General features: G+C 46.8%; 8 protein-coding genes. 7 read left to right on the top strand and 1 reads right to left on the bottom strand.

The genetic code is table 11. The annotated features are described in order from the left end of the window. Positions 1–86: 86 nt before the first annotated feature. The gene (locus tag KE626_RS18080; protein ID WP_211974330.1) at positions 87–2864 is read left to right on the top strand and encodes a TonB-dependent receptor; all 2778 of its coding nucleotides are present in this window, start codon (positions 87–89) and stop codon (positions 2862–2864) included. 5 nt (positions 2865–2869) lie between these two features. Further along, positions 2870–3553 carry a hypothetical protein gene (locus KE626_RS18075; protein ID WP_211974329.1) on the top strand — a complete coding sequence of 228 codons (684 nt, stop codon included), beginning with the start codon at positions 2870–2872 and terminating at the stop codon, positions 3551–3553. Positions 3554–3630: 77 nt separating this feature from the next. Here KE626_RS18075 and KE626_RS18070 read toward each other — a convergent pair whose 3' ends face one another. After that, on the bottom strand, positions 3631–3852 hold the full coding sequence (locus KE626_RS18070; protein WP_211974328.1) for a hypothetical protein: 222 nt from the start codon (positions 3850–3852) through the stop codon (positions 3631–3633). 94 nt (positions 3853–3946) lie between these two features. On the opposite strand from KE626_RS18070, the gene KE626_RS18065 reads away from it, so the two are divergent. The 5 genes from KE626_RS18065 to KE626_RS18045 all read left to right on the top strand — a co-directional run bounded on the left by KE626_RS18065 (position 3947) and on the right by KE626_RS18045 (position 12096). After that, positions 3947–4558 carry an RNA polymerase sigma factor gene (locus tag KE626_RS18065; RefSeq protein WP_211974327.1) on the top strand — a complete coding sequence of 204 codons (612 nt, stop codon included), beginning with the start codon at positions 3947–3949 and terminating at the stop codon, positions 4556–4558. A gap of 158 nt (positions 4559–4716) precedes the next feature. After that, a complete protein-coding gene (locus tag KE626_RS18060) occupies positions 4717–5796 on the top strand; it encodes a FecR family protein (protein WP_211974326.1) in 1080 nt (359 codons plus the stop codon). Between the two features lie 184 nt (positions 5797–5980). Further along, positions 5981–9712: a SusC/RagA family TonB-linked outer membrane protein gene (locus KE626_RS18055; protein ID WP_211974325.1), complete on the top strand. Its 3732-nt coding sequence runs from the start codon at positions 5981–5983 to the stop codon at positions 9710–9712. A gap of 36 nt (positions 9713–9748) precedes the next feature. Next, entirely contained in the window at positions 9749–11353 is a 1605-nt protein-coding gene (locus KE626_RS18050) for a SusD/RagB family nutrient-binding outer membrane lipoprotein (protein WP_211974324.1), read from the top strand. A gap of 191 nt (positions 11354–11544) precedes the next feature. Then, complete coding sequence (locus KE626_RS18045; RefSeq protein WP_211974323.1) at positions 11545–12096, top strand: ferritin; 552 nt, start codon at positions 11545–11547, stop codon at positions 12094–12096. Positions 12097–12194 lie beyond the last annotated feature (98 nt).

The following is a 12194-nucleotide window of genomic DNA, read 5'->3' as shown; positions in this document are numbered from 1 at the left end:
AACACTCATTAAGACTATATACATACCCATTAACCTATTGCTGAAACAGGCCTCCATAGCTTTGCAACAGAATAACGCAAACGACTATGAAAAGGGTGCCGGCCATCATATTATACTTACTTTTTTTCCTGCCGGGTATGCTAATGGCGCAGGAATCGTTTCAAACAATCGTCCGCGATTCCGTTAGTGGCCGGCCGGTACAGGGGGCTACGCTTAGTATCCGTAACACAGGAGACACTATCCCGGTTCAATCCGGCATCACTGATCAGCAGGGGAAAGTTGCCTTTACCAATATCCGCAAAGGCAAATACAACCTGCTCATTCACAGCCTGGGCTACCGGGATCAAAAGCATACCGTAACGGTACCCGGCATATGGCCTCACGATATTGCCCTTGCCCCCGGCATAACACTGAAAGAAGTAACGATTGCGGAAGATATACCCGCGGTGCGCATGAAGGGCGACACCCTGGAGTACAATGCCGCGAAATTTAAAACCAAAGAGAATGCAGTAGTAGAAGACCTGCTGCGTAAGCTGCCCGGAGTGAAAGTAGACCGCGACGGTTCTATCAAGGCTCAGGGAGAAACAGTGCAACGTATCCTGGTAGATGGTAAGGAGTTTTTCGGCAGCGACCCAACAATAGCCACCCGCAATCTTCCGGCTGATATGATCGACAAAGTGCAGGTGTTGGATAAGCAGAGTGAAATGGCCGAATTCACAGGTGTAGCAGATGGACAGCAGGCGAAAACAATCAACCTGGTGACCAAAAAGAACAGGAAGCGCGGCCTCTTTGGCAATGCCAGTGCCGGCGCCGGAACAGACGGCCGCTACGAAGGAGGTATTAACGTCAACAGCTTTACCGGCGAAATGCAATTCTCCGGGTTGCTGAAAGGTAACAACGTGAATAAATCCGGCTTTAGCGCATCAGAACTTTTAAAGCTGGTGATGAGTGATAATAACATGATGAAGAACCTTCCTCCGGCAGCCTTATCAGAACTGACACGCATGAAAGGCGTAAAGATCGAAGGGAATTCAAGTGCTATTGCTGAATTAGCCCGACCGGTTGGCCTTACAGACACTAAGTTTGGCGGGGTGAACTTTAATAACGACTGGGATCATTTCAAACTACGCAGCAGCTACTTCTTCAATAATAATAACACACGCAATACCTATGATTATGCCAGGCAATACCGCCTGCGGGATACTTCCTACAATTATCTACAGGCGGGTAATACCGCCGGTGATAACAGTAATCAGCGTATTGATATGAGCGGGGATATTAAGTTCAACGCACGTACCTCTCTGAAAATATCTCCTCATATGGATATGATCAGTAACCGCAGCAGTGAAGAGCGTAGCTACCATTCCTTCACCGCTGATGGAGTAAAGCTGCTGAATGAAGGAACCCAGCTAACCCGGAGCAACAATAAACAACAGCTGCTCTCAACCGATATATTCCTGCGCCACCGGCTGGCCAAACCAGGGCGTACCCTGGTGCTGAATGTAAAACCCGAATATTATCACAACAATGGAGAAACATACAACAAGGCGACCAGCCATTTTTATAATCTGCCCGAAGGGCAAAAAACAGATATCACGGATCAACAGCGAACAGATAAGTCAGATGTATACAGCGTGAACTCAAACGTCGTATATACGGAACCGTTATCACGTTCGCTGAGCTTACAGGCCGGGCAAATGTTCTACTATAGCCAGGGGAAGTATAACAGGTTGGTGCGCGATCGTGATGCCACCGGGCACTATACCGAACCCGATGCACTGTTGAGTGATAAGTATGATGCCCATACCTGGCAGTATACCGGTAAACTGTTGCTGGCAGGTAATCATAAGCGCCTGTTATATACGATGGGAGCGGGATGGCAACAGAACAACATCGGGGGGAGCTCTGCTATAAAAGGCTACCGGGTAAATGGCAACTATCATGCGCTGTTGCCGGAGCTGTATGCAGAATGGAAACAAAATAAAACATCGAAGTTCATGCTCCGCTACAATACGGAAGCTACTGCCCCATCTGTAGAGAACCTGCAGCCGCTGACGGATAACAGCGACCCGCTTTATATACGGCAGGGAAATCCATTGTTGCAACAACGGAGGGCCCAGCATTTGAGTTTTTCCTATAATACTTTCAAACAAACAGGTGATCGCAGCACGTATATCAAAGCCGACTTTGCTTACTACAACAGGGACATCACAGACAGCAGCAACATAGATAAGTCCAGTGGTAAAACCTGGATCATACCGGTGAATGTAGCCGGGAATTTTAACGGATCGCTATCCGTCGGGAAAAGCATCGGTATCGGCCACAATGGCTCTTCCTTTACAGCAGGTATCAGTACCGGCTATATGCGCCGCATTACGTTTACGAATGGCTTGCCCAACATCAACCGGACCTTATCCGTTACGCCAGACATGGATTTTAACTATTACCTGGGAAACAATGTGAATATATCAGCACATGGCAACGCCGCCTGGAATATGCGGAGGTTCTCAGGCACACCGCTATTGCCCGAAAAAAACTGGTTGTTGATGTATGGGGTGGAGACGGTCATCACACTGCCCTGGAATACTTCACTGGAAGCAGGAACAGATGGTTTCAGTTCATTGGGTATTGCCTCCGGGTATAACAATACCATCCTGTTGGTGAATACTGCGGTAACAAAGGAGATCGGTAAATCTTTTTCTCTCCGCGCAGAAGCACGTGATCTGCTGAACCGGAATGCAAGTATCAATCGCCTTAACGGTGACGGCTATATTGAAGACCGGAAGAATAATGCGCTTGGAAGATATTTCCTGCTCACCGGGATATACAAATTCAGACATTTTCCTAAATCAAAAAATAAATAATACATATGAAAAAGATGATGCTACTGCTGGCAGTTGCCGGCATCACTACAGGTACCTGCATGGCGCAGGATAAGAGTCAGGGTAAAATTGACTATGAAATAACCATAAACCTTCGCGCTGCGTTGAAGCCTGACCAGCAACAGTACAAGGATATGGTGCCGGAAACGGCAGTGAACAAGGAAGTGTTGTATTTTAACGGCAGCAAGTCGCGCTTATCCCATGTAGATCAGGATGAGATTACCACCGACGAAGGCGCAAAAATAAAAATGGTCACCAACGATGGGCAGATAGCCGTTTATTCAGATGGCGCCACGGGGAAATCATGGTCACTGATAGATGAAGATGGAAAAAAGATGCTGGTATCAAAAGAAGATAGAGCAAAGGAAATGAAGGGGGCGAAGGATGAAAAGGGAGAGGTCATCAATGGTACAAGAACGAAGCAAATACTTGGGTTTACCTGTAAGGAAATGACATTAAAATCCAGGGAAATGGGCGTAACGACATTATGGGTTACTGATGCATTTCCTTTCAGCGCCGGCCCGATGGGATTTTCAGTGGGCAAGGGACTGGTGCTCGGAGTAGAGAGCAAACAGCTGAATGCCATTGCCACGGCTATTAACTATTCTCCGGTCAGTGTCAGTGAAGTAAGCATCCCGGCAGATGTTCCGGTAAAGGACGGGAAGAAATAATTTAATGGTTACTCAATGCCGGGAAAGGCTGCTTCGGGCAGTTTTCCCGGCATTATTCCTTCACTGTTTTACCTGATTTATTTATTGCCCGGATTTAATATCGCCATCTGCAAGGCCACTTTTTTATGAAACCGGTTGCATGCCCGCTGCTGCTGGGATGAACCGGTATCACCGCCGTATGAGAAATAATTGTTTCCTGTACATTTAATAAGCTGTACGCTCAGGTTACTCCTGTCTTCCCGCTGCAAAATGATGTTTTTGTCGTTTTCCCTTATGATATTTGAATGATATTTGACCATTTGCAAAAAAGTATTTACATTACCATTAGATATTAAAATTTTAGCCAGCCATTTTCCTTATACCAAGATCAGTTTTGCTGTAAAAGATCCACGCATGCCTGTAAAGATTGATGTTAGTTTTGATGAAGCTGCTTTATGGAAGCGATTTAAAGCTGGTGACAAAGCTGCTTTTACACTGATTTACCGTAATTATACGGTATACCTGTTTCAGTATGGCTTCCGGTTTTGCTCCGACCATGAGAAGCTGAAAGATATGGTCCATGATCTTTTTATTGAACTCTGGAATAGCCGCGATACCATCAGCGACAATGTAGCTATACGGTTTTATCTATGCCGCAGCCTTAAATATAAACTGATCCGGGCCAATTACCAGTACCGCGCCGCCACCGGTCAACAGGACAAATATCTCCATAATAACAGCCAGGTGGAATCTACCGTAGAAGAACGGATTATAGATTCGGAGATCAGCGATTCCCGCAGCATATTACTGCACAATGCCATCAAAAAATTGTCCAGGCGCCAGCAGGAAATCATTACGTTGCGCTTCTATATGGGCTTTACCAATGCCCAGATCGCAGAAATGATGCATATGAAGTACCAGTCTGTAAGCAACCTTCTTTACAGTGCCCTGGGACGGATAAAAGATACCCTCGAAACAACACCGTTTGCCCGGCGCCTGCTGGAAACATTTTACTTTTTTCTCTGATTATCTCTTCCAAAACAGGAAATTCCAAGCCTCTTTTTTCCTGTATACCAGCGCATTACAGCGAATGTTAAAATTTTTTCAATTTTTTTGAGTATAAAAGAAAAGACTTTGTCATTTACTATAAAAGGGCAGTCGATTGTCATTTAAAAAATTCTTGCATGAAGCATTTTGGAGAGGATACCTGGGAGTTTATCAGGGACGACCGCTTTATTCAATGGGTACTATTTCCTGACACCACCAATACGGCCTGGTGGGAACAATGGATGGCAGATCATCCCACACAGGTGCCTGTGATGCAGAAAGCCAGGAACATGGTGCTGGCATTGGGCAAAGCTCCTCAACCTGCCGTAGATGAAACACTGCTGGAAGAAGTGTATGCTGCACTGGATCAGCATCTTCTTGAAGATCGTGCAGTGGCAGGGGCTGCAGCTACGCCTGTGAAACGCATGGCGCGTTACTGGTGGTGGGCGGCGGCAGCTGCGGTAGCAGGAATGATCGTACTGGTATCCGTTTACATAGAAAAAAGACACAGCACAGAGATAGCCGATACACTGCATAGCCATATGGAGAACCAGCAACTGGTGCGCATCAACACCACGAATGATAACCAGGTTGCCTATTTAACAGATGGTTCCTCTGTTGTGCTGAAGGCCGGCGCATCTATTAAACACGACATTTTTTTACTACAGGCGCAAAGAGAAGTATACCTGAAGGGAGAAGCTTTTTTTGATATCGCCAAAGATGCCAACAGGCCGTTTTTTGTATACACGCAAAAAGTAGGGATCAGGGTATTGGGCACCAGTTTTAATGTATCGGAAAAGAACGGAAACCTGGTTGTTACCGTAAAAACCGGGAAGATCGCAGTGTATAACCTGGCCGACAAACAACCGCATAGCTATGTGGTAACGCCTCATCATCAGCTCCGGTTTAATGCCAGCACTTCCGCCTTCGTAGCAGATTCGCTGAACGACCGCGAACTGGCGGAAATACAGCCCGAAGCCAAAATACAACCCTTTGTATTTGATAACACACCAGCACCAAAAATATTCGCAGCACTGGCAGCAGCCTACAGCATAAAAATTAATGTCAGCGAAGAAGTGTTTGGAAAATGTATGATCACCACTACGATCACCAATGAAACGTTTGAGAATAAACTGAAGATAATTTGTGCCGCTATCAATGCCAGTTATACGATCAGCGGGGGCCAGGTATATATTACCGGGAAACCCTGTAGTTAAAAGTATTGTTCACTTGTAATTCCACTAAAACGCTACCGATGTTTACTTGATATTATCAACCAAAAAAAGTGGCGATGCACTAACACCGCCACCCTGTAAATTTTTCCTGTAAGGTCTGGACAACTGTAACAGGAAATGATTTGTCGTACTAATCTTTATTAATCACAACAAAACAATTGAAGTTATGCACAAATTTGCAAACTCCAACAGGACTGTCATATTTTTTATGAGGGTTGCACTACTACAAATAGGTCTTTTGTTTTGCCTGATCACCTGCACATTCGCCAAAAATGCACATGCACAGGAAGTTTTAAGCAAAAAGGTGTCATTAAATATGCCGCCCAGTGACCTGCGCAGTATTCTTAAAACCATCACCGAAAAGACAGCGGTGAATTTTACCTATAACAACAGCACCCTGCCAGCCAGACAGCGTATTGCGGTTACCGCACACGAGGAACAGCTGGGCGATGTTTTACTGCGCCTGCTCAATCCCCTGAATATCACTTTTGAAGTGATCAATGAGCAGATTGTTTTGAAGAAAGACAGGAAAAACGAGGCTGCCATGGATATTGAAGGCCTGAAAGTGTTTTATCAAAAGATCAGCGGTGTGGTAAAATCCGGCGACGGCCAGGCTTTGCCAGGTGTAAACGTAATGGTGGCCGGTACCAACAGGGGTACTGTAACAAACATCGACGGGCATTTTGAACTCGATGCAAAAGAAGGGGATGTATTGATCTTTTCTTCTATCGGCTTTGCCCAGCAACGGGTCACCGTTGGCGCCGGCAGCATACTAAATATAGTGATGGCGGCTTCCGCTACTTCCCTCGATGCGGTGGCAATCACGGCGCTCGGTATCAAAAGAAATGTAAGAACATTAGGTTACTCACAGGAAGAGGTGAAAGGAGGCGAAGTAGCCCGTTCCAATGCACCCAACATCGTGAATGCACTCGCTGGTAAAATGGCCGGTGTAAATGTAACCAGTCCCAATGGTGTGGATGGTGGTACCACCCGTATTGTCATTGGCGGTAACAACACCATCCAGGGCGACAACCAGCCTTTGATCATTGTAGATGGTATGCCTATGGCCAACGATCTGGCCCAGCCTTACGATGTACGGGCTAATCCTACCGGTAGTGCCCTGTACGCCGGCAATAGCGCCAGCGCTGCCAATACCAGTGCTCCCAAAGATTTTGGCAGCCCGATCAACATGATCAACCCGGAAGATATTGAAACGATCAGCGTGCTGAAAGGCCCCACCGCAGCCGCTTTGTATGGAGGTAAAGGTGCTAATGGCGTTATCCTGATCACCACAAAAAAAGGTACCCAACGCAGTGGTTTGGGAGTAGATTACTCCTACGGATATAAAACAATGGATCCATACAGGTTCCTGGAATTGCAGAATGAGTATGGCGCCGGCGGTATGGTATCCCTGGATGCTCCACAGTATTTAACGGATGCCAACGGCAAACCTAAGCTCACCGAAAGCTGGAACGGTATGTATGTAGATCCGAAAACAGGTTCCGGCCCGTTTGGCGTAAATACCTACAACCAGGTGGGATGGCCCGGTTCCGGCGTTTCCTGGGGTCCAAAAATGGATGGCAAAATGATCACCTGGTGGGACGGTACACAACAGGCGGATGTACCCCAACCGGATAACATTAAACTCCTGTTCAACAACGGTACACAGTCTACCCACAACGTATCGCTCGCAGGCGGCAACGACTGGGGATCTATCCGCGCCTCTTTTTCACGGCTGGATAATACCGCCATATTGCCCAACAGTGGCTACTACCGCAACAGCTTCAACCTGGGCGCCAATATGAAGCTCACCAAAAGGGTGAATGTGCAGTTAACGACTTCTTATGTGGTAAACCAACTCCATAACCCTCCGCAGCTGGGTAATGATGATGGTAATTCCTGGATGAAACGACTGGTATACAACGCCGGCAGAAATTATCGCGGTGAAGATATCGGCATCTATAAAAATGAAGACGGGTCTCAAAATACGTTGTCAGGTTTCCCATGGGTGGGCAACGGTGGCGCCACGGTATGGAACATTTATGAAAATAACACCAATCAGAACAGGCGTAAATTGCTGGCCGGCGTTCAGCTGAACTATGAAGCCACCGATTTCCTGGATTTCGTTTTCCGTGGTGGCCTGGACAATAATACCAACGAACTCACTACTAAAAATACACCTACCGATGCATTAGGTCTCAAAGGATACTATGGTCATGGTACGGAACGCGACAATGCTTCCAACATGGATTTCATCGGTACCCTGCATAAGGATAAAATCCTGGGCGGTGATATCAGCGGAAAGCTTTCATTGGGCGGAACGATCTATCAGCGCGATATGTACGGTATGTTCAATTACAACGATAACTGGGCTGTGCCTAATGTATATTCGCTCAACAGCGGTACCTACATCGGAAATCCTCACCCGGTTACAGAAAGCCAGTTGCGCAAACGCATGAACTCTGTGTATAGCTTCATTAACCTGGCATATAAAAACTTCCTCTATCTTGATATCACCGGTCGTAATGACTGGTCATCCGCTTTGCCGAAAGGACAATGGTCTTATTTCTTCCCGTCTTTCTCCGGCAGCTTTGTATTTTCCGATGCCTTCAAAATAGATCCTGCTGTGCTGAGCTTCGGTAAAGTAAGGGTGGCCTGGGCACAGGCAGCAGTAGATCCTGCGCCTTACCAGGTGAACTATAATTATGCCACCAGCACTTTTGCGGGTCAGGCAGCCACTATGCTGCCAGGTTCCCTGCCGGCGCTCAACTTTAAACCAGCTATCAACACCACCGCCGACTTTGGCGTGGTACTGGGCTTCCTGAACAATCGCATCAATGCCGATTTCAGATACTACAAGGGAAAATCCAGGAACCAGATCCTGATTTCTCCTCTGCCGGTCAGCTCAGGTGTAAGCAGCATTGTAGTAAATACAGGCGTGCTGGAAAATTCCGGACTGGAACTGATACTGCGTGCAAAAGTAATTGAGCAGAAAAACTTCGGATGGGATGTAGCCCTCAACCTGGCGCATAGCAACAACAAGTTACTGTCATTATCTGACGGAACGGACCGGGTAGATATGGCCAGCGCATGGAATGATGGCGGCGCTCACGGCCCTGTTATTTCTGCACACGTAGGCGACCAGTACGGTACCATATACGGCTATGATTATGTATATGACCCAACCACACATTTGCCAATAATGATACAGAACCCATACGGCAAGCCGGAAATGAATGGTACCCTGTATAAAGCAACTGATGGGCTGGTGCCTTTAGGCAACGCTACGCCTAAACTTACAGGCGGTATTACCAACACCTTTACCTTCAAAGGTTTCTCTGTCAGCACACTCATTGATGCCAAAATAGGCGGTGATATCTGGTCTGGTACCTACGCTACCATCATGCAGCAGGGACAGGCCCGCGAAACACTGAAAGAAAGAGACGGCGGCGGTTTACCATATACCACACCCGATGGTACCAAAACCAACTGGGGCGTAGTATTACCCGGTGTATTCCCCGACGGAAAAGTCAATGATAACGTAGTGCATTATTACTATAAATACATGCCATACGGCGTGTGGAGCAGTACAGATCTGGGTGCAGGCGTGAAAGGAAGCGACTGGATCAACAGAAGTGCCGTACTCGAAAATACCTGGGTGAAAATGAGGGAAATTTCTATCAGCTACCAGCTGCCGCAAAGCTTTATCAGGAAAACAAAAGTATTCCAGGCAGCGTCACTGTCGCTCGTGGGAAGGGATCTCTTCTATCTCTACACCAGCCTGCCGGATCACATCAATCCTGAAGGTGTAAATGGTGCCGGTAATGCGCAGGGGCTGGAGTTTATGTCTTTACCAAGCGTCCGTTCCATGGGCTTCCAGGTAAGGGTTTCTTTCTAAGGCATCAGATCTACTCATTGATTAAAATGTGCAAACATGAACAACGCAAAAAAAATATTCCTCTATATAGCTGGTGCCGCAGCTACTACGCTGGGTGCCTGTACCAAGGATTTCCAGGAGATCAACACCACGCCCGGGCTACCCACTGCCACTACCATACCACCGCTGGTAAATGGCGTGATCAGCACCTTGTTTTTAAAGGGGCAGGAACAGGCAGCCATTCATAACGAATACTATTACCCGGTTACCCAACTGGCTACTATCAGCGGTAACTCCGGTTACCTCGTACAAAATGGCGCCCAGGATATCTGGAATGACTACTACGGCGCACTGCAGAATCTCAACCAGATCCAGGATAAAATCGATGCCTATACGGGAGATAAAGCGGAGATGGACAATGTACAGGCCATCACCTACATTTTACGCGCCTATAAAACGCTGCGCATCACCGACCAGTTCGGCGATATTCCTTACTCAAAGGCAGGCAAGGCTTATTTGAATGTAACCGCTAATTTCCGGCCTGAATATGATTCACAGGAAAGCATCTATAAAGGTTTGCTGGAACAGTTGAAATGGGCTTCACAACATCTGACCACTGCTGCCAATACACCGGGAGGTAAGCCTTATGTAACGCTGGGATCTTCTGAAACATTGTTCAACAGCAATATCTCTTCCTGGCAGAAATTCGGCAATTCCATACTGTTGCGCTACGCCATGCAGATAGTAGAAAAAGATGTGGCTACCGCTACACCATACCTGCAATATGCCCTGAGCGGCATACCGCTGATCGGAGAAGGTGAAGATGCCGGCATGTGGCCCGCGAAACTCAATGCCTATGTATTGAACGATAGCCGCTTCTGGTCTTTTACCTCGCATAAATTTGTGCGCCTCAGCACTACCTGCTGGAACCAGATGGCTGATGGCACAGATGCTTCGAAGATCTTTGATCCAAGGGTAGCGCTGTTCTTTGAAACCAACCAGGCAGGTAAATGGGCGCCGCTTCAACCCGGCAGTACCGCGAGCGATAATACCAATCCTTACCAGGACAAAAGAGACGCCGATTTTGCCAATAAAGACAACTGCGTATTTTCTCCTTTCAACTACCTGATTGTAAGAGATATTTATTTTCAGCCTGAATTGTTCATAACGGCAGCAGAGGTACACTTCCTGAAGGCAGAAGCGTATGCGCGTGGCCTGGGAGTAGGCAAGAATATGGCGACTGCCGGTACCGAATATACCGCAGGTATCACTTCTTCCGTAAACTTCTGGTATTATATCGCGCATAATACCAATGTAACAAATGACAACTGGTCGGCTGTGGCGCCTCCAAGTCCTACGCCTGCACAGATGAGCACCTTCCTTGCTAATCCGAAAGTAGCCTTTACCGGTACGGATGATCAGAAACTGGATAAAATCTATGCACAGGAATGGTTGTCGTTTTTCCGTGAGCCATGGCTTGCCTACAATTTATGGAGAAGAACCGGCCGCACACCACGGGATGGTAACCCGGCTGCCTACGTAAACTTTAACAGGCTGCAGTACCCGCAAGGAGAGTCTATCAACAACACCGCAAATTATAAAGTCCAGTCTGATAAAATGGGAGGCAATTCCACTACGGTGAAAGTTTGGTGGATGAAATAATCGTGAATTGTTCAGAGCATAGCAGCCCCGGTGAAGATCCTTCTTCCCGGGGCTTTTTTTACCCTTAAATCAGGATAATCATAAAAATCATAGTAACCACAGTTTAATGGTGCAGTTTTTGAGTCGTCGTCAGAAAGCCATACTGGCCCAACAGTTGTGAATCGTATCTGTATCACTATAAAAACCTTCCCATGAACAGAAACAGGCTTTCACCCGACATGCAAACCGGGCTGAACAAACAAATGACACAGGAAGCATTGGCAGCACAGATCTATTTATCTTATGCAGCATGGGCTTCCGGTGAAGGATATAACGGTATCGCCAATTTTCTTTTCAGACATGCTAATGAGGAACGCAATCACATGATGAAATTCCTGGAATATATCCTGGAAAGAGGAGGTAAGGTAACGATTGAGGCTATTCCCCAGCCGCCGGGAAACCCCGGCAGCGTACAAAAATGTTTCGAGCAGGTATTTCAGCAGGAAGTCGATAATACAACAGCCATCTATAAACTGGTAAAACAAAGCTTTGATGAAGGCGATTGGGCTACCTGGCATTTTATGCAGTGGTTTGTAAAAGAACAAACGGAAGAAGAAACCCTTGCTTTAAACCTCCTGGATAAAATTAAAGTGGCGGGCGGCGAAAAAGCAACGGATGAAGCTTTATATAATCTTAACAGGGACCTGGAAACCGAACCGGATGAGGCATCCCTGGCTGAAACAAAATCAGCGGATAATCCCTGAGATAGGAGAAGCGGCTATAAAAAAGAGGATCTTCCGGCAGGGAAGATCCTTTAGATTTATAATTTTTTTATCTTGGAGCTGTTGAAAGCACCCGAAAA

Origin of the sequence: Chitinophaga hostae (assembly GCF_018224885.1) — a bacterium.
GTDB classification, from domain to species: Bacteria; Bacteroidota; Bacteroidia; order Chitinophagales; family Chitinophagaceae; genus Chitinophaga; species Chitinophaga hostae.
Note: the sequence above shows the minus strand (reverse complement) of the source record. Positions and strands in the feature narration are given on the sequence as shown.